Annotated in this window: 13 protein-coding genes; 7 read left to right on the forward strand and 6 right to left on the reverse strand. The window is 53.4% G+C overall.

Annotated elements, in window-relative coordinates:
- Positions 1-2 precede the first annotated feature (2 nt).
- The 3 genes from IEX04_RS04855 (at position 3) to IEX04_RS04865 (ending at position 4,300) form a co-directional block, all read left to right on the forward strand.
- Positions 3-935, forward strand: a complete 933-nt coding sequence (locus IEX04_RS04855; protein WP_096253713.1) for a cation diffusion facilitator family transporter — start codon at positions 3-5, stop codon at positions 933-935.
- Between the two features lie 124 nt (positions 936-1,059).
- The gene (locus IEX04_RS04860) at positions 1,060-1,809 is read left to right on the forward strand and encodes an ABC transporter ATP-binding protein (RefSeq protein WP_096253712.1); all 750 of its coding nucleotides are present in this window, start codon (positions 1,060-1,062) and stop codon (positions 1,807-1,809) included.
- A gap of 4 nt (positions 1,810-1,813) precedes the next feature.
- A complete protein-coding gene (locus IEX04_RS04865) occupies positions 1,814-4,300 on the forward strand; it encodes an ABC transporter permease (protein WP_096253711.1) in 2,487 nt (828 codons plus the stop codon).
- 248 nt (positions 4,301-4,548) lie between these two features.
- On the opposite strand, the gene IEX04_RS04870 is transcribed toward IEX04_RS04865, so the two are convergent.
- The 3 genes from IEX04_RS04870 to IEX04_RS04880 are packed head-to-tail and all read right to left on the reverse strand — an operon-like array spanning position 4,549 to position 10,028.
- A complete protein-coding gene (locus tag IEX04_RS04870) occupies positions 4,549-7,881 on the reverse strand; it encodes an ATP-binding protein (protein WP_188684177.1) in 3,333 nt (1,110 codons plus the stop codon).
- Positions 7,882-7,884: 3 nt separating this feature from the next.
- A complete protein-coding gene (locus IEX04_RS04875; RefSeq protein ID WP_096253709.1) occupies positions 7,885-8,571 on the reverse strand; it encodes a DUF4194 domain-containing protein in 687 nt (228 codons plus the stop codon).
- Positions 8,568-10,028, reverse strand: coding sequence for a DUF3375 domain-containing protein (locus tag IEX04_RS04880; RefSeq protein ID WP_188684179.1), 1,461 nt, complete (start codon positions 10,026-10,028; stop codon positions 8,568-8,570). The genes IEX04_RS04875 and IEX04_RS04880 overlap by 4 nt, the downstream gene beginning before the upstream one ends.
- A 224-nt stretch (positions 10,029-10,252) precedes the next feature.
- Between IEX04_RS04880 and IEX04_RS04885 the strand changes: the two genes are divergently transcribed.
- The gene (locus tag IEX04_RS04885) at positions 10,253-11,518 is read left to right on the forward strand and encodes a polysaccharide deacetylase family protein (protein ID WP_096253707.1); all 1,266 of its coding nucleotides are present in this window, start codon (positions 10,253-10,255) and stop codon (positions 11,516-11,518) included.
- 32 nt (positions 11,519-11,550) lie between these two features.
- Here the strand turns inward: IEX04_RS04885 and IEX04_RS04890 are convergent, their stop codons facing one another.
- Together IEX04_RS04890 and IEX04_RS04895 are read right to left on the reverse strand one after the other, a co-directional pair.
- The gene (locus IEX04_RS04890) at positions 11,551-15,027 is read right to left on the reverse strand and encodes a TM0106 family RecB-like putative nuclease (protein ID WP_229677004.1); all 3,477 of its coding nucleotides are present in this window, start codon (positions 15,025-15,027) and stop codon (positions 11,551-11,553) included.
- 65 nt (positions 15,028-15,092) lie between these two features.
- The gene (locus IEX04_RS04895) at positions 15,093-15,401 is read right to left on the reverse strand and encodes a hypothetical protein (RefSeq protein WP_096253742.1); all 309 of its coding nucleotides are present in this window, start codon (positions 15,399-15,401) and stop codon (positions 15,093-15,095) included.
- 159 nt (positions 15,402-15,560) lie between these two features.
- Between IEX04_RS04895 and IEX04_RS04900 the strand changes: the two genes are divergently transcribed.
- Positions 15,561-16,286 (forward strand): M50 family metallopeptidase, encoded by a 726-nt coding sequence (locus tag IEX04_RS04900; protein WP_170947678.1) that lies wholly within the window; start codon positions 15,561-15,563, stop codon positions 16,284-16,286.
- Here IEX04_RS04900 and IEX04_RS04905 read toward each other — a convergent pair.
- On the reverse strand, positions 16,254-17,432 hold the full coding sequence (locus IEX04_RS04905) for a YihY/virulence factor BrkB family protein (protein WP_141392809.1): 1,179 nt from the start codon (positions 17,430-17,432) through the stop codon (positions 16,254-16,256). The two genes, IEX04_RS04900 and IEX04_RS04905, sit on opposite strands and share 33 nt — an antisense overlap.
- A gap of 576 nt (positions 17,433-18,008) precedes the next feature.
- Here IEX04_RS04905 and IEX04_RS04910 point away from each other — a divergent pair.
- Both IEX04_RS04910 and IEX04_RS04915 read left to right on the forward strand, forming a co-directional pair.
- Entirely contained in the window at positions 18,009-18,749 is a 741-nt protein-coding gene (locus tag IEX04_RS04910) for a transglycosylase family protein (protein ID WP_096253741.1), read from the forward strand.
- 193 nt (positions 18,750-18,942) lie between these two features.
- Entirely contained in the window at positions 18,943-20,280 is a 1,338-nt protein-coding gene (locus tag IEX04_RS04915) for a CoA transferase (protein WP_229677005.1), read from the forward strand.
- Positions 20,281-20,293 lie beyond the last annotated feature (13 nt).

Consider the following 20,293-nt stretch of genomic DNA (forward strand, 5'->3'; position numbering starts at 1 on the left):
CCATGGCACACGATCACGGGTCTGGGCACGGGCATAGTCATGACCACTCGACGGTGAACCGCACCAGGCTTACCTGGGCATTCGTCATTACTGCAACCATTCTGGTCGCCGAGGTGGTCGGTGCGTTGCTGACAAATTCGTTGGCATTGCTTGTTGATGCGGCGCACATGCTGACTGATTCATTCGGACTATTACTCGCCTTGACCGCGGCTAACCTTGTCTTGCGAAAACCAACGCTCAAACGCACTTGGGGGTTCCGCCGAGCCGAGGTGCTCTCCGCGACCGTGCAGTCTGCGCTGTTACTTGCTGTCGGAATCTACGCAGCAGTCGACGCGGTGCGCCGGCTCTTTATACCGACACAAGTACACGCTGAAGGGCTGCTCATCTTCGGCATCATCGGCCTGGTTGGAAACCTCATTGCCATGTGGATTATCTCCGGTGGACGCGAAGCAAACCTGAATATGCGTGCAGCGTTTCTTGAAGTACTCAATGATGCTTTGGGGTCGGTTGCGGTCATCATTGCCGCGCTAGTAATCCATTTCACTGGCTGGACGAGTGCCGACTCGGTCGCCGCGATCGTCATCGCAGCATTGATCGTGCCACGAGCGGTTAAACTACTGGGCGAGACCACACATATTTTGCTTGAATCGACTCCGCGAGGGTTGGATCTGGAAGCTGTTCGGGCGCACTTGGAACAACAGGGCGGAGTGATCGCGGTCCACGATCTCCATGCTAGCCAGATTGCGTCAAACCTGCCGGTACTGACCGCGCACATCGTTGCCGAAGACCGAATGTTTACCGCCGGCGCCACGGGCCAACTACTTCGCGATCTGCAGCAATGTGTTGCCGACCATTTTGAGGTAAGTATTGAGCATTCAACTTTCCAAATTGAACCGAAAAGCCACCGAGACTCGTCGTATCACTCGCAATGCTAGCGGCTGTAAATGCTAGATGTTGAGTTAAGACCATGCGTTCTCATCCCTGGGTATGATTTGCCTACCGAAGATACAGACCTTCTGGCCGATCCTGAATTGGCTAGGAGATTTATATAATTGAGTCATGACATCAGAAACGCACCAAGTAACCGACTACGCAGTTCAAGCGCGAGGACTTACTAAAACCTATGGGCACGACAGCACCCGAGTAGAGGCACTACGCGGAGTTGACGTGGCATTTGCTCGCTCACGCTTTACTGCCATCATGGGGCCCTCCGGCTCCGGTAAATCGACCTTGATGCATTGCCTGGCAGGCTTGGACAACGCCGATGCTGGAGAAATCATCATTGGTGGCAAGAACCTCACCGAGCTAAATGATGATCAGTTAACCACCATGCGCCGTGAACAGATCGGCTTCGTCTTTCAGTCCTTCAACTTGGTTCCCACGCTTAATGCCAAAGACAACATCCTGCTTCCATTGTCGTTAGCCGGCAAAAAGCACGATCGTTCATGGTTCAATGTGGTCATCGATGCGCTGGGCTTACGCGACCGTCTCACACACAAACCACATGAGCTTTCCGGTGGTCAGCAACAACGTGTAGCGGTGGCCCGAGCCCTGCTCACTCGCCCAGAGGTAGTCTTTGGCGATGAACCTACCGGAAATCTGGATTCCCGCACCGGCGCGGAAGTGCTCTCCTTGATGCGCACCTCGACCCGTGAAATGGGACAAACCATCATTATGGTGACCCACGACCCGGCAGCAGCATCCTACGCTGACACCGTGTTGCTTATGAAGGATGGAACCCTCGTCGGTTCTCTAGAAAATCCCACCGTCGCCAGCGTCACCGAGGCACTCGCCTCCCTAGCGGAGTAGGACCATGCTTCAGGTAGCTTTAGCCAACATCAAAACTTATGCTCGGCGATATATCGCTGTGCTTCTCGCAGTAGCCATTGGTACCGCCTTCCTCGGTGCTACCCTCGCGGTAGATTCCTCTACTCGTGCAACACTCAAAAACAGCGTCGGCGATGCCTACAAAAACGCCGATTTAGTCGCCTCCGTAGATTGGCAATTGACGCCTGCGGATGCTGAGACGAGCAGTCTGACCATGGATGTGGTTCGTGAGGTTCGTAAACTTCCGGACACTTCCGGGGTCTACGGCAACGGTTTCTTCGGCGCGGACCTCCACACCGGGGAAAACAGCTACAGCGTGATGATGCAGCCGATCTCTCCCGAGCACAAACTTTCGGGTATGACTATGCTTGAAGGCCGCGCTCCACTGGGAGCGGAGGAAGTGGTTCTCGATGAGAAACATGCAGAGCAAATGGGTGTCTCGATCTCCGATACCGTGGCGGTCACCGCGATGGATGAGGCGAACAAGACGCGTGAACTGAAGGTGGTCGGGATCGTTGAGACGACCACAGACCCAATGTTTTCTTCCTATGCGCAACTAGCCATGGAAGAAAGCGCCTGGGAGCGACTAGCAGGCAAAGATTTTGGAATGAACCTGCTCATGATCGATGCGAAGGGGGACATCGCTCAGACGAAATCCACGATCGCACAGTATTTTAGTGACAAGGGTATGGCTGACGTGGTGGTCAATACCGCCGACGAGCAGGTGCTGAAAGATGTGGCGAGCATGACCGGTGGAACCGATCAGCTGACCATCATCCTCCTGGTCTTTGCTTTGGTGGCCTTGGTGGTCACCGGCTTAGTCGTCATGAATACATTCTCGGTAGTTATCGCTCAGCGCACCCGTGAGCTCGCGCTTCTTCGTACTCTTGGCGCAAAACGTGCACAGATTCGAAAGTCGGTACTGATCGAGGCGTTGCTGATCGGCATCATTGCTTCGGTAATCGGCATGATGATGGCCATTGCGCTCATGGCTGGGTTGATCCAGCTATTGCGCAGTTTCGTGCCGGAAATGTCCTACGCAACATTAGCCTTGGACGCACGCGGTATTATCGTTCCGCTCGTAGTCGCAATCCTCATGACGGTGTTGGCTGCATGGGTACCTGCACGCCGCGCTATGGGCCTGGCACCGCTTGCGGCGTTGCGTCCATTCGATGCGGCGAGCGTGAAGAATCGTGCGGGACTAGTTCGAATAATCTTTGGAGCGTTACTTACTTTGGCCGGGGTGGCACTATTGGGCTTCGGAGCGTACAAAGGTGACCTGCTCATCGCTTTTGCCGGAGGACTGCTTTCTTTCCCAGGCATCCTCATGCTTGCCTCACTGTTTGTCCCTGCCACCGTCTTCGGCGTAGGCAAGTTATTAGCTGGGCGTTCAGTAGCTGGAAGATTAGCTTCGCTTAACGCAGTTCGAAACCCTGGAAGAACCACCGCGACTGCCACAGCATTGTTGATCGGAGTCACCCTGGTGTCGATGATTATGGTCGGAGGACAGAGTGCAAAAGCCACGCTCAACGGCAGCATTAGCGGTGAATACCCTATTGATTTGCAAGTACAGCAAGATACGAAAAATAGTGATGAGTTGGCAGCTAAGCTCGCCAACGTCGAGGGTATTGAATACGCCGCTGCTTACCAAATGCGCACAGTCAATATCGACTTCCTAAACGGTTCGACGAGCGAAGAATACGCAATGATCGTTGATCCACAGTCATACTCATCGGTGGTGCTTGACCAAAAGATCGTTCCGAAGGATGGCGAACTGCTCTCCACCTGGTGGCAGAACGAATCAAAATTTGCCGAAGTGAACGGCAACGAAGTGAAACTGAAAACTACCTCGGCCAGTTTTGTCGAAAATACCTTGACCGAAGCAACAGCAAAGAATCTGGGAATTTCAGACAAAGACGGAATGTCCGGGGTGGCAATCAAAGTTGACCCATCGCTGTCCAACACGGAAATTAATACGCTGGTGGAGACCATCGCCGATGTCGCTAATGTCGAAAACTCTCGGGTCAGCGGAGGCGTCATGGAAAAATTCATGTTCTCCCAGGTTATCGATGTGTTGCTGATGATTGTCTCGGGGCTTCTAGCTGTAGCCGTGCTCATCGCGTTGATTGGCGTGGCCAACACACTGAGCCTTTCGGTACTTGAGCGAACACGAGAGAACGCACTCCTTCGGGCACTGGGTCTGAAAAAGAAGCAGTTGCGTTCCATGCTCGCTACTGAAGCAGTACTCATCGGCGGAGTTGCGGCATTATTGGGATTGATCTTGGGCGCCATCTACGGCCTGCTCGGAGCACATTCGGCCCTGTCCAGTTTGGGAAGCATGCAGTATGAAATCCCGTGGGCTCAGCTGGCAGCAGTTCTAGCTGTGAGCTTGGTTGCGGCGTTGCTTGCCTCGATTACCCCAGGGCGTCGAGCGGCGAAGCTTTCCCCAGTAGAGGGACTCGCCACCGAATAATAAATGGCGTGCAAAAGGGGGCCGGATGAGTTGCAAATCAGTTCGCTCGGCCCTCTGCTGACGGATAAGACTATTCGTGCAAACTAGTCACTGTCACGGTGGAATATTGCTAGGTTCGACTGGATACAACTGATGATCTACACCTTCGAGTTTCTCTGATTTCAGTGCACCTACGCGAACACCTAACATAGTCAAGGAAGTAAAAAGGGAGGCAACGCAATTGCGTTGCCTCCCTTTTTCGTCCCTGACTAATTACGCAAGGTAATACTTGTCGCCATGGCGGGGGACCGTCCGGTGGTGACAAAACCAGAAATGTTAGAACCAGGATGCTTGATGATGTCGGTAATAGAACCCAAATGACGGCTCAAATCGATCTTGTCCTCTGGTGCCGCAAGCACCAGATGAAAACCGAACTCTTGCAAGGCTCGTATGCCGGCCGCGGCATATTCGGAGTTAGCCTGAATGAACGCCTCATCAATCATTACCGTGCCATAGGAAGTGAAACCAGCCGAGGCGAACCCCAACTGATAAGCCAAGGCAGCGCCCATAATGAAGGAGGTAAAGCGTTGACCCTCACCACCGGAAAGCGTGCCCGGTTCCAACCCTGTTTCGATTTCACCGTTCGGTTTGTGCTCGTTACAGCTAATCACCACGTGTTGACGAACATCCAAGACCGTTGAACGCCATGCATTGAGTCCAGGGTCGCTTAGCGCCGAAACCAACGACTCAAGAGCCTGATAGGACTTCGCCAACGTGCTTTCTTCCTTCGTCGTGTAAGCATCGTAGAGCGCTGCCTTCAATTCCTTGCGGAACGTCCCTGCCTCGACAGGTATGGAGTTTTCAACCTCCAGACGCAGAATAGAACCGTGTTCGAAGGTGACGTCAGCAAGAATCTGGTTCAACGGCTTGATACGCTCAGAAATCATCCGACGTTCCTCATCGAGCAACTGCAATAAATCGCTGAAACGCTCGTAGGAACGATTCGCGAAGTATTCACGGAACTGTGCCTCATGGTGCGGTAACCCGTCCGCGACAATCTGCCCGTGCAGGGTGGCGTAGTGTTCCGCCGCCTCCGGGCTCGTACCGTGTGTTTGAGCGTGGGAAGTTCCAAACTCGCGAGCAAACCGTTTAAAGGTTTCGCTCAATACCCCGCCGACTTCATGGCGTTGCGAGCTGAGGTCATTGAGCTGGCCGCCGAGTTGGATCTTTACTTCAGCGAAGGCTTCAGCGATGGCGTCAGCGGGTGGGCATTCACCTGCGGCAACTTGGTGCAGAACCGGACCAAGAATTGCATGTTCGCGTAAGTGGCTAGGCACTGACTGGACCCAGTCACTGGTCGCTTCTGCGACATCAATTGAGGCGAGCAACTGCTTGGCTCGGTCTATCTGAAGTTCCAAATCACCAACCCGCGAACGAACCAACGCGAGTTCGCCAACTAACTGATCCGACGTAGCCTTGGCGCTGTCAATCTGTTGCCGGATCTTTGAAGAATCTCCTGAAAGTACTAGCGCATCACCGAGCTTCTGCTCACTTCGGCGAAGTGTTTCTAAAGCCGGCGAGGCATCGAGCTGGGCGAAATTACGTTCGTCCGCCACGATAGCTGCCAAGCTCTGGGACTTAGCGAGCACCTTATCTTTTGCCGCGGTCCGTTCATCCGCGGACTGGTGAGCCTTCTGGATCTTCTCCTGAAGGAGTACAGCTTTATTTTGCAGTTCCGAGATTTTGGATTCATTAGTGAAACCGAGCAGGTAGTCCGAAGCCGGAAGATTGCGGGTATCGCGTTCAAAGCTGCCTGTGCCGGTTTTTATTGTTCCTGCAGGGGTGATGGCTTTGGGATGGACGTGCATTGCCGCATCATTTTTAACACAAACCAACGGGTAATCGGCGGTGATCTTGGCACGCAACCACCTACCAGCTTCACCGGAAGCAAAATCTAGCTTAGCTACTAGATCGGCTGGTCCAGCTTCGGTTTGCCGAGGCTTGACGGAAATATCAGCCCAACGGACTCGTCCCAACCCATCGAGCTCATCGATAGCGTGCGTGACTTGGTTCAGGAATTCGCCGGGAACTAAAATCGTTCGGGCCAAAGACTGTAAGGCCTTTTCCGCAGCTAATCTCCAAATGGTGGAATCGGCTGCTACATCCATCAATTCGCCAGCGAACGGTAGCTGCTCTTCGCTCAGCGAGCAGGCCGAAGCGATCGCGCGGCGGGCTGCCACCGAACGATCATCGATGTTGGTGCCACGACGTTGATAGGAACGAATCTGTTCGTCTAGGGTCTCTGCTCGTTTGCGCAGCGACATCAGCGAAGCCATAGCCTCGTATTCGACGGTTTGCGCGTCCTTGGTGATGGAGGCAAGTTGCTGCATGGTCCGGGTCGCGTTGGCACGTAGGTCATCAAGTCCGGTGGCGCTGAATTCCAAATTCAGGCCCGCTTCGGCCGCCTGTTGCTGAAGTGCGCGTAATGCTGACTCTTTCTCAGACAGTGCTTTACGGGCCGAATCGGCTTCGCGTTCCAAAAGCATGAGCGAGGCAGAACCAGTAGAGTCATGAGCCGCTTCAAGGGTTCGAAGCTGCCCTTCGGTCTGGCTCTTCCGCTCCAGGAGGTCTTGTTCTTGGTCCTTAAGCTGTGACAACTCATCCTGATGGCGCGACATGTCGTTGCGCAATAGGTGGTGACGAACCTTAGTTTCAAGTTCCTGAATGTCGTTGTGGAGCAACTGCTCGGTTGCTCCGATGCGCTCGGCCAGGGTGCGATAGGTTTTGTCTTGTGCCGGTACCTGCGCCAAGACATCGCGTTGCGCGCGTGCAGTATCCAACTGGCGATAGATGCCGCGCAGGTGCGCGAAGTCTTCGACCGCGGCGGCGGCCGCTTTTAATGTGGTGGGTTCTTCTAATACTTCATGGCGGAAGAACTGGTTAACGCCCTTGGCCAGGCCCTTACCGTTTTGTAAGGTGCGGAGCAGAGCAAAGGCCTTATCACTTTCGACACCTAGGCGACGGCGCACACGTTCGATAAAAGCCTTATGTGTGTCGAATGCTTCGGTTGGTTCTAAAGATTTAGACAACGAGGAGACAGTAAAACGTCGAGGACCGTGGTGTTCCAGTTGTGCAATATCTAGCGAGGACTCGGAAAGCAGGTAATGCTTGGACACCTGATTCTCTAGACCAGCATCAGGTAGATCGAAGACGGCACCAAGGCTCACGGTATTGCCTAAACCGTCCTCGTAGCCCAACAAGATCGCGCTCCACGTGGCGCCGGGGCGTTGATATACGGTACCCGAGCTGGTTTTGAACTTGCGTCCACGCATGTAGGAGAAAGTTGTTCGACGGTCAGCACGCGCTGTCGCGTCGTTGGCTGACTCGTTGAGTTTTGGTGTTGCGAAGAATACGTGTCCCATGGCATCAAACAAGGTGGATTTACCCACGCCTGGATGACCGGTCACTAGAGTTCCGGCTCTGTCAATGGCTAGATCGTGTAGGCCGTGAAAAGTGCCCCAGTTAACGATTTGAATCCGCGATAGTCGATGCTGTCCGGGATTAGTCGCCCCACCGAGCGGGAGCGTCATTTCAATACTCATGGATTACTCCTGCACCAGTTCGGTCGAGTCTAAGGACAGCTCATCGGAGCCCTCAGATAACAGATTTAGAGTCGATTCATTGGCATCAATAGCGGCAATGTATCGGGGGATATCTTCGATCCGTGTAATAGGAAGTGCCATTGCCAGCGCCGGGGAAATGCGAAATTCGTCAACCAATTCGGTTCCGGTCAGCAACCGTAAGGCGCTAAGGCGAGCTATCGCGGCATCGCAAGATTCAGCAAACCGCTTATCATCACGGTCCGAGGCGCTTCGGTGCTCAGCCAAAATTTCATGCATTGCATTCCGGGAAAGGACAGCGTCACTTCCGGTACCAGAATGCTGTTCCAATAGCAGACGAAGACGCAGTGCCAGCAATGTTTCGTCTCGTTTGAGCGCGCGGCGTGGGGCGATCGGGGTGGTATGCACCTGATCGATCTGTGCAGGGGTGAGCATCGCGATTTTTCGATCCGTATCCAAGGTTACGGAGAGGAAGATTTCCGAAACATAAGCGCTGACGACCTCTTGCTGATCCAGCAACAACTGCCATGCAGCCGGATCGACTGACCCATCCAGATACGGGCCGCGCAATAGACGCACTAGCAACTGACGTAACTCTAAGGAGAAATTTCCGAGATCCCCGTCGAAGAGCGGATCGGTGATGGGTGCAGCATACGAGCTGGTGCTGGTCATAGCGGCTCCTTCGTGAAAGTCAGGGCGGGAAGAATAGCGGTACGTTCGGTGCCATCAACCTGTTTGAAGCTGAGGGTCATCATTTGTGTTTCACTCACCGATTCGCCATTTGTACGGCCAATCTCAATTAAGGCTCGCACCGTATTCAAATGGCGATGCGTCTCAGGCAGAACGTGGAACAGCTTATCTAGCGGTACTCGTTCGTGCGGGCTAGCACCGAGATGCTCGGTGACCGCTTCGCGCAGGAACGACATATCTGCTTCGGGAGTCGACGGTGTACGCACGATATCGGAGACACTGTATTCCGGTGCCGCCGCCAATGGCGGTGGGGCCACATGCTCGGAAGGGTCGAATACTCCGAGTCCCGCTAGGGTCATAAATTGCGGGGCGAATAACTCAAGCGGTGCCAAACCACTGCGCGGTTTGAGCGTCACTGACTTCATGATCGCAGTCTCCGCGTTACGTACCGCGTGGCGTAGCAATTGCGCCTGTTGGTAATCCTCTGATTGCACGAAGGCATGCAAAGATTCGGAGAGTTTGCCGTAGGAAGTATGAACTTCGGCCGCTTGGCGACGCAATTCACGCAACAAATTGGTGAGAATCTGACGTTCAGGGGTGTCGAGGTCGTCAACAAAATCGCGCTCAAGTACTTCGGAGAGTGCGGCACGGAACCGCTGTTGTGCATCCGGAGAGTTGAGGAACTCGGTGAATCCGCGGAAGGTTTCGCCTTCGGAGGTAGAACGAAGTTGCCGGTCGGCTTCCAGCACCTGACCGATGGCTACACCCTTAGCAGTGGACGCATCCAAGATATCTTCACGTAAGGAGTACAGCATCTCCTGAACGCCGTCGCGCATACGACGGAAATCTGCCGGAAGGCTAGAAGCCAAATCAAGGACAGATCGTGCAGCCGAGAGGGCGGTGGCACGAGACAACACGGCCGGGTCATCCCCGGTGCGCAACTCATCAATTTGTGCCTGGCGTAGGGCAATCTGCGATTCTAAAGCTCGGATTCGCGCTTGTGGATCTGGGTCTGTTTCGTGGGCCAAAGATTCCAGCGAAGACAACAACGTGTTCAGTCGAGAGGAGTTCAGATGTGAGTCATCGGTAGAAAAGTCCGCTAAGAAGCGCAATGTTCGTAAGGTCTGGGCACTTGGCTCATACACAAAACGTCCGTCAATCAAGGGTCGGGTCAAGAGCCCTTGTTTAACCCATGACTCCGCGAAGTCTTGGGCAGAGTAAGTCTGCGGGATCTGTTCATCACTGGTACGAGCTAATTTCAGAAACGAATCCAACGAAGCATGGAAAAGTTCCATGGCGACACGTGGCTTGTCTGCAGTAAATTCCGAGCGAATAAAGGCCACGGCCCAAGGCTGCGCGGTGAGAAGCCGATATGATGCCGAACTCTTGAACTGCTGGGACTGAAGCCACAAGCTATTCGCGCGATGCGAGGGCTGCATGTACATCCTTGATCTTTCGACGCCTAACCTACTAATTCTAAGTCATTGAGCGTGAAGGTTCATATGAGAATTTCTGCATCAAAAAATGTAATCAAGTTGTTGCCCTAGGATGCACGTCACAGGGTTCAATGCTTTGAGAAGAGTGTGTAAGGTCAAAAACAAGGTGATGGCATGGATAAATCGTTGATCCACGGGGATCGTCGTCTTCAAGGAAGGGGCGCATAGTGAAGCTCATCAAGATCGCGATGGTGGCTGCAGTCATCTTGGCTTTAGCCGGTTGTAGTGACCAAAGTGACCCCGAAGTTTCAATGAACAGTGCATCTCAGGAGGCCGAAGCCTCACAGAAGGCCGAAGCGGAAGCGAAGCGCGAACAAAGCATTTTGGCGCAGATCAATAAGCTGGCAGACGGTTATGACTATGCCAAGGCGATCAAGCTTGCCAAAGACGACCCCAGCAAAAAACTTAACGAGCTTGTGCGCGGGTTAGAAACGGAAAAGAAAGACGCTCATGCGTGGGAACATCCGGATCAAATCCCGCATTTGTTCTTCCATTCATTAGTGGTTGATCCAAAGCGCGCCTTTGACGATGAAAGCACGGCTCAGGGTTATGAAGATTACATGGTGACGCAAAGAGAGTTCGAAGCCATCCTTGACGAGCTTTACAGCCGTGATTTTGTTCTGGTGAATCCGGCTGATTTTGCGGGCTTGGATAAGAAGAAGAACATGAGTTACCGAAAGATCATGATTCCGGCCGGGAAGAAGCCCATCGTCCTATCGCTCGATGATTTGAGCTATTACGAATATATGCAGGGTGATGGATTCGCAGACCGGTTGGTCTTGGACAAGAAGGGCAAAGTCCGTAACGAATATGTAGATGCTTCCGGGAAAAAACACGTTGGCGCCTACGACATGACTACGATCCTAGACGACTTCGTTACTGAACATCCTGACTTCTCCTATCGAGATGCTCGCGGAATTATCGCTATGACTGGATACAACGGAGTTTTCGGTTACCGTACCTCACCAAGCCAATATCCTGATAACAAAAATCTTAAGAAGGATCGCGAAACTGCAATCAAGATCGCCGACGCAATGAAGGAAGAAGGCTGGGTCTTTGCTTCACATTCGTGGGGGCACATTGCGACGGGCACAGTTGACCTCGGACGTTTTAAACGGGATATGAAGCTGTGGAAAGACGAAGTTGAACCGATCATAGGCAAAACAGACCAGTTTATTTACCCCTTCGGTTCAGATATTGCGCGTACCGGATCTTATTCAGGGGCTAAATACGAGCTGCTGAAAGAAGAAGGGTTCAAATATTTCTACGGAGTTGATGGGACCGTTACTGCTTGGATGCAACAACGAGATGACTATCAACGACAAATGCGAATCAACATTGATGGTTTGCAATTCGCCAAAGAACAACGTGGAGACCGCCCCGTGTTGGATAGCTTCTTCGACGTTGAAAAAGTGATCGACCCAGCACGTTAGGCAGTGAGCAGGGTCGATCCGTGCCGTATTGGCTAAAGCGCCATAAATGCGCCAAGCTGTGAGAGCGCCGCAGGATTTGAGGGAAGGAAATCCGTCAATCGTTCGCTACGTACAATCACTGCTTTCCATTGACCGCGCGAGATCGCCACGTTGATACGGTTTCGGTTGAGCAAGAACTCGATGCCTCGGGACGCGTCTTGGGCGCTGGAACAAGCCATAGTCACCAGTACTACCGGGGCCTCCTGGCCTTGGAATTTATCCACCGTGCCGACTCTCACCTCAGCAAGATTTTCGGCCTCCAGCACATCACGCACCAAATTTACTTGTGCATTGTAGGCAGCGACGACGAGAATATCGCGCGGGGCCAGCGCCCGTGCTGGTTCGGCGCTACCAGGATTCCACGTTTTGCCCAGCTGTTCCCGAACAAGCTCCACAATGGCAGTAGCTTCTTCGATGCTGCTGGTCGTATTGCCTTGGTGGTGCACAAAATGTGTTTCAACGCCTGGAAGCGATTCGTCAAGCTCACGGCGCCCGGCGGCTGGTGCGGAAAACAACTTGTGGTCGTAGCTCAATGCCGAGACTTTTTGGCATAGTTCTGGATGCATCCGCCAAGAGGTTGCTAGGAAATATCCCAACTCTTCAGGGAGGACCGCACGGCCCTCAGAGAGCCAACCTAAAGCCGACTCATCTACCGGTTGTGGGTGAGTCCCTTGGGTGACCTGAGGTAACTGCTGTGGATCACCGAGCAGTAACAGGTTCCGGGCTGCCCTCGAGACCGCCAGGGTATTGGCCAAGGAAAACTGTCCGGCCTCGTCGATAACGAGCAGATCTAAACTTCCGGCGGGTATTCGCTTGCCTGTCATGGTCCACGACGTGCCACCGACTAAAGCACCGTCCGGTGAACTCAAAGCCTCATCAAGTGAGGCAGGGCTTATACCCGTCCACGGAACTGGATCTTTATGTTTGACTTCCTTAGCTACCTGATCCGGGTGCACACCAGCCTCAATGGCTTTACGTAGGACGTTCTCAACCACGGCGTGGGATTGGGCGACAACGCCAATCTTCCATCCTTCATTGACCAGAGCATGGATCACATGTGAAGCAACAAAAGTCTTTCCGGTGCCTGGGGGACCTTGAACGGCAAGATATGAGTGATCAAGATCCTTGAGGGTTTGAACCACAGCGGGGTATACCTGAGCGTTACCCTCCATGAGCAAAGGGGCGGCTGGTGCCGGAAGAGTTTTCAGGCGTGGCGGGATGCGCCGCAGAATATCGATCCCTGGCTGTTGGGGCAGCGCAGGAACCATCGATCCAACTTCTTGGGCGATTTGGGTGAGTGCTTCGTCGATACTTTTGGTCGCAATGGGTTGTCCCGGGGTCAGTGCCACCGGGAAGGACCCATACTCGGGGATCTTGCCACTAGTCTTTTCTGCCAGACTGATCCATCCTTCACCGACCTCTACGACCGTGGCGTTGAAGGCACCTCCACGTAATGCATCCTCGTCTACTTCCATGCCCTCGGGTAGAGGTCCGGCGTACATCGCAAAGACTCCGGACCCCGGGCTAAGCAGTGAACCTTCGGCAAGAGTTCCATAGATCTTACTCACGCGCGTTAGGGTGCGAGCACGATCCGTGGCTTTGTGCCAATCTTCGAGAATTTCGGCTGAGTCTACGAGGAACACTCCACGCACATCGGACCAATCGTCCATGGGCGCGGACAAGCGATCGAAGTGCTCCCACCAGAATTGCTTCTTTTCACGTCGGTTATATCCGGTGGCCGCAGCCACCATGGCGATGGCGCGGTCATCATTGCTTAGTACTTGGTTCGGCGGAAGTTGAGCTAAATAGTCTTGGAGGCGTACTTCTTCTTCGGTGGGTTCGTATTCATCTGGGACCTCATCTAAAAGCGAAACCTCAGGGAGGGTCTGGGGCTGGAAGTTGACCAGTGAGAGAAGCCAATCACGCAGGCGCAGTGTTGAGAGGCAATCGTATTCGTTGTAATCGGCAATAGATTCGAGAATTTGGGCGGCCTGTTGATCTGAAGAAGAGTCCAACGCTGACATGTATTGGGCGTAAGCCACCACCGAGGCCCCAGCATCGGTGACGTCACCGGAACGCAGATGCTCTTTCATATACAGGGGTTCGAGCTTCTTGATCGAATAAGAACGGGTAGAAACCACCAGCGAGTTGCGAACTGTCTCGTAGAGATCAATCAGTAAATTTTCACGCAGCCATTGGTCAACTTCTTCTTCGCCAGCAATATGGATCTGGGAGAGTTTACGCAATGCACTTTTTTCGTAGGCAGCGTAATGGTAGATCTTCATATGCGGGAATTGTTGGCGGCGTTGTTGAACATACTCAATGAAGTCGAGGAATGCCTGTCGTTCTTCGGCTCGGCTGTGCGCCCAAAACGGACGGAATACCGGCGAACCCGTGTCATGTTCAACGACGCCAAAAAGATATTCCAGACCCCAGGTCTGATCCACGGGTTCCTGATATAACGGATCCCCTTCGAAGTCGAAGAAGATATCTCCTTGATCCGGATTGGGCAGGGCAGTAATCGTTTGGGTAGATTTCACCCGGTACGAGACGCCATGTTCGGTTCCATCGATTTCGCCAATACCCAGTTGCATCCGTGCTTGATCTACAGTGCGCGCCAGAGATGTGCCTTCCATCGCAGTGAGACCGGCCAGTTGGTCAATGGTGTAGACACCTTGGCGGCGTAACTTTTCACGTTGCACCATGGACATGTTGGCTACCAGTAATACGTCGCGTGTAGCAGCGACCTGCTCGGCACAGAAATCGCAGCGTCCACACAGCCGAACTGAATCTGAGTCCCAATCGGCTTGATGGTTGGACTCGATATGGTTTTTGACCAGAGTGGTGAATCGTTGCCGCTGGGCGCGGAACACAGGCAAGATCTCGTCGATGCGATGCACCGAATGGGTGCCGTCACCTAGGACCAGAGTGGTTTGGGGATGTACGTCGATGTTTTCTGCTTGAAGCTGGTCGGCATATGCAGCGACCTGCAGTAACGCTGAGACCCTGGCATGGCGTGCAAGTTTGGTGTCCCACACGGCCCAACTGCCATCTGGCTGACGGACTAAGAAGTCAGCAAATCCGATGAAGTTTCCGTCAAAAAAAGTGGCCTGGAAAATTACGTCAGCACCCTGACGCATGGTCTGAATAGTTTCGCGGTGCGCCGCTTTAAGCGCTGCTTCATTGATCTCGGGCCGGCCCAAGAACTGTTTCACACCCGTGCCGGTATGAGGGTCGTAATCGCCATACTTTTCGATCAGTTCAGCGAGCACCTTATGCTCGTGAACGTCGCCAAGCTCGGCAGTTCGTTGAAGCATCTGATCGGTGACCTTCGCAGGCTTTTCACGACGTCCGAGCCTCACATCGAGTAGGAACAACGACTGATACTGGCACTCGACGGCGACCGTTAGATCACTAGCGGAAAAGACGAACTGATCACCAAGGAAGAACACGGGGCCGGTGCCTTTCACAGACTGAATGCTTACCTAGTCAACGTAGCACTCGGCCCCGACAGTTTGAGGTATATTGCCCCGACTTACTGGCCCTTCTTAGCTCCACCCAAGATCAACGAAAGCACGCCTACAGCTGCAGTTACCGAGTTAACCGCTGGCCATGCGCCAATTTTCTTAGACAGTGGATGTGATGCGCCAAAAGCAACGAGATAGGTCGTGACTAGGGCGGTTGCTTTCACAGTTCCAGCATCCTTCTTCCAGAGCAAAAATGCTCCAGTACCAGCAACTGCCAGGACCACCGCAGCCAGCGGGCGCTTCTCGGTGATGCGGCCAGTGGCGTAGCCGCCGGTCAAACCGGTGACTGCAATAGCGGTAGAAGCCAAACGAGACATCAAAACCTCCATAGATAAAACTCTTACATTGACGTGCTCAAGGCTATGACCGTCACCTGTGACGATCCCCAGAAGTTTCGACATAGACGAAGTGGCAACCGGGCGAATCGTGCGGGGATTGAAAGAATGGTGACACTTGGCGAGCGAAGGACTTTGGGAATGGACATGACCGTAAACTTCAACGATGCCTGGGACCGTTTGTGGCAACCGCAGATTGTCGACTTGGCTACCGGACAGTGGGTTGTACTTTTAGTCTTGGTGCTGGGACTGGTTCTTCCACGACCGATTTGGCGTATCACTGGAATGTATTCAACTTTGGTACATGAATTGGGCCATGTCATCAGTGCGTTGTTTACCGGACGCTTTGTCACCGGACTCCGTTTGGGATGGGATCACTCTGGAGAAGTGGTGAGTAGAGGCCGTGGCAAAGCCTCGATTATCATCTCAGGGATCTTTGGGTACCCCGCGCCGCTGTTAATCTCAGCTGCATTACTCTGGGCTACTGCCACAGGATATGCAGGCAGGGCCTTAGGGATTTACGCCTTATTCTTCGTGCTCGCTCTGGTGTTCGTACGTAATTGGCCAGCATTTGTGGTGTGTAGTGCAAGTGCCGTGATTGCACTCGGAGTGGTTTTCTTTGCGCCTTCCAGTGCCTATATTTATCTGGCTCTACTCCTGGGCGGTTTTCTCTTCTGCTCAGGATTGCGCGATTTCATCAAACTTCTCGCAGTGCATACCTGGCGGCGCCAAGATATTGAGCAATCCGACGCCTATTTAATTGCGCGTTCTACCGGAACTTTTGCCACCCTGTGGTTACTGGTCATTATGCTTCTTGGGGCCATCGGAATATTTCTAGGATTCCAAAGTATCGTGAGGCTGCTGTAGATTTTTGACCACTCGACGGCGTGAAATGAGCCAAGCTGCAGATGCTGCGATGCCAATAGGAAGCCATTTGGCCTTCCGCTTGGTACGCCCGAATGGGTCAATTTCCATGTCCTGCAGAGGATCGCCACCGTGACTAATTCGAATGTCTTGAGCGCGAACCAAGTCCTTATATACAGCGAGTTGTTCACGAGCCACCATAGTGTCATCGCGTAGTGGAAGCTGTACTTCTTCTGCGGAAGCCATTCCAGTTCGCAATTGCCGCAGGCGAGTGAACTCAATGTCGACTAGCGCTCCAATGATCAAAGCGATATTACTGATCCAGCAGGCAAGTACAAGAACGATGACGCCACCGATTGCGCCGTAGGTAGCTGAGTAACTTGCAAACGTGGAAAGGTAAACGGCGAAGCCAACCGCCGAAAGACCCAGTACAATCAGCGCGGTGAAAGTTCCCGGGGAGAACCAACGAAATTTCAGGCGTTTAACGTTGGGAGTGAAGTGATAGAGCAAAGCCAGAACCAATAAGATCATGACAAAGAGCACTGGCGGTTTAGCAAGGTTGAGGATCAGTACAAAGCTGTCACCCAAACCAAAAATATTTCCAATGCCGTGTGCGACGGAACCAGAAGTTACTAGTAACGCTAGCGAAATGACTGCGACTATCATGATGAGCACAGTGATGGCGAACATCTGTGGTCGGCGCTTCCATTGGGGTCGTCCCTCACGAACCCCATATAGCCGGTTCATTTGTCGGCTAAACGCAGTGACGTAACCGGAAGTGCTCCACAGCGCACCGAGTGAACCGATGAGAATGGCCCAGAAAGTACCTTGGGTGGAGGTAGCAAGCCCCGTAAGAAGTTGTTCGGCTGTTTCCACAAGTTGCTGTGAGTCGCTAGTTTGTTGTCCGCTCGCAGCGAGGCTCTGTTGCAACAAATCCAACATCCACTGAGTACTGCTCTCGCTGGCTCCCACTAGTGACAGCAGAGATATTAATGCCAAGAGTCCGGGGAACATTGCAAGCACCATATAGTAAGAAAGCGAAGCTGCACCGTCGAGCCCGTCGTTACGGAAGAACTCACGCATAGCGCGTGGGTAACAACTCATCGCTTCGCTCATTCGTTGCTTGGTGAATCGGTCTCTCAGTGCCATCGGATCCCTTTGAGTATCGGCTTGCAGAAGCACATTTCATCCTTCTGCGTTCCAGACTACCTAAATAGTGTGCGGTGGGGCGCGAGTTGAAAGCCGATTGCCATCTTCCTGATCATCGTGAAAGGAGCTGACGGTATTTGCCGGATTGCTTGTCCAGCAGTTTTCGTTCCTGAGCGACGTATTATCTAAAGTTTTAAGAGGCCGGTGTGAATGCTGAGAAAATAATGCAACGTTTATCACAAACAGCTGATCGATTTCCACCTAAAGAGCGTAACGTTTTGGTCGGCAGAACCCTCGAAGTTGATCCAAAAACTGGTTCTCTGAAAATTTTTTTGAGTGTTTTGACCTGTAAATACGGTCTTTCTGGGTGGTTCCTGAGTTGCGCTGGGTGTGGGGTCATGCGCTATGGTCATTTATAACGTTTCGATAACACTCGCTGTGTTATGGGGAAACACGCACTGCGGGGACTTCCAAACCGCTCGCCATGGCAGTGCTTCAGAAAAGTCGAAATGCGACGCTGAGCGGTGCACGAGGATGGCCTAGGAAGGCCTGAGCGTGGAAGAGCACTGGAGAATCATGATCCAGCAGAAGACCAAGAACATCATTCGTCGTGGCGGAGCCACCTTGGCTGCCGTGGCAGTTGCAAGCACCGCGGTAGTCGCTTCGACCGTGCCAGCCTCGGCTGCAAGCACCTGGGACAAGTTGGCTCAGTGTGAGTCCGGCGGAAACTGGTCCATCAATACCGGCAACGGTTACTACGGTGGTCTGCAGTTCTCAGCTTCGACTTGGAAGGCATTTGGTGGCTCAGGTATGGCCCACCAGGCTTCGAAGGCCGAGCAGATCCGTGTTGCAAGCAAGGTTCAAAAAGCCCAGGGTTGGGGTGCATGGCCAGCATGTACCGCGAAGCTAGGTATTAGCGGTTCCCCTTCGGGCAGCTCGACCCAGTCAGCGCCGAAGCAGTCCGCTCCTAAGCAGCAGGCTGCTCCGAAGCAGCAGAGCACTCAGAAGGCCGCTCCAAAGCAGAGCACCCAGAAGGCTGCCCCATCGCAGTCGCTGGAGCGCACCACCAGCTCTAAGAAGGTTGCTCAGCCAAACGCGGGCAAGCATGTCGAAGCAGCTCCAAAGGCACCAGTGTTCAATATCAAGGTTTCCGACTCGGGTAAGAACTACACCGTGAAGTCCGGCGATACCTTGGCAGAGATTGCTGACAGCTTGGGCGTAAAGGACTGGCGTGGCCTGTTTGTCTTGAACGATGATCAGCTGACCAACCCAGACGTGATCATGGTCGGACAGACCTTGAACGTTCCAGCGAACTAAGTTCGCTTTCCGCATTGAGCTCATGTCATTCCCCGGTTGGGGAATGACATGAGCTCAAAGTGTTTAATCGGTGAAAGAATTTCTCTTGCCTGACTACCAGGAATTGCTTGATTGCTCTGGATCCTGATGACATCCTAGATGAATGCCTCCTAAGCGGTTTCCGACACATCAGTTCACCGAAGGCTCAGGGCGATTGCCACGCCTCGACACGGATTTTGTTCATGAGGGTCTCGTTGATGGGCAGCGGGCTCAGCACTGGCAAGGACCTCGTCGCTGGTGGGGTGGCCCGCTGGATGTTGAAGGATTAGCGCTGGCGGCTACCGAACTGTGCGTCGCAGCGATTAATAAATTGATCGATGTCGAGGGTATGTACTCGGTCGATGCTCACGGGGTTGCTCAAGTTTTTGCTTCATCCGAGCATCTGAGCGTTGATGGTCGGCAAATACCATCGTTCGGCGTGAACTCCAGATTCTTTCGCACTCGTGATGGGTGGATACGCACTCATGCTAACTATGAACATCATCAGCGGGCATTGCATCGAGCGATAAATTTTGAGCCATCGGAAAATTTATCGAAGTACCTTCTGACTCGGTCGGCTGAAGATGCGGCGGCAGATATTACCGAACATGGCGGAATTGCCGCCAGCGTTCGGTCAAGGGTGCAGTGGAACAATACTGAGATGGGAAAATGCGCGTCGCGTGGCCCCTGGGCGGACTTCACAATGAGTGAAGTGACCCAAGGGCGGCTTTGGACGTACTCTGATGACCCAGTTAAACCACTTCGAGGGCTGCGCGTCTTGGACTTTACGCGCGTAATCGCCGGCCCGACGGCGTCGCGCACCTTGGCCATGTGGGGCGCCGAGGTGCTCCGGGTAGACCCGCCGCACATGCCCGAACTCAGTGGTCAATATATTGTGACGGGATTCGGCAAGAAGAGTATTGAGGCGGATCTGCGCGAGGCACACCAGCTTAGTGAGGTCCACAACCTGCTTGCAGGTGCTGATGTTGTATTGCTCGGATATCGACCAAGAGCGTTAGAGCCCTTTGGACTAAATGAGCATTTGCTGCGCGAAAAGTATCCGAACCTCATCATTGGCGAGCTTTGCGCTTGGGGGTATGACGGACCCTATGCATTTAATCGGGGATTCGACAGTATCGTCCAAGCCGCCTCTGGGATCGCCGAAATTTACCAGGATGTCCGTGGCAGGCCGGGAGCTTTGCCGGTGCAAGCGTTGGACCATTCGGTCGGTTATGGGTTGGCTGCAGCCATTATCGCCTTAGCCGATGCCCGGCATATCCAAAGGCGAACTGGACATGTGCGTTTTTCGCTGGCGCGGACCGCCGCAAGCTTGCTTGACCTACCCGTCACGAAGGCTCCACTTGAACCTCTGCGCAAGCCCATCCTGCGGACCATGGGCAGTACCTTCGGAGTGCTGAGCTACGTCCCGCCACCATTCCGTGTCTCGGGAATTTCAATGGACTATTTGTCACCGCCGCCGGCGTACGGTGCCAGCGCCCCAGTTTGGTCATGAGCCAAGTCCGCTA

Source organism: Glutamicibacter ardleyensis (assembly GCF_014644555.1).
Lineage (GTDB): Bacteria > Actinomycetota > Actinomycetes > Actinomycetales > Micrococcaceae > Glutamicibacter > Glutamicibacter bergerei.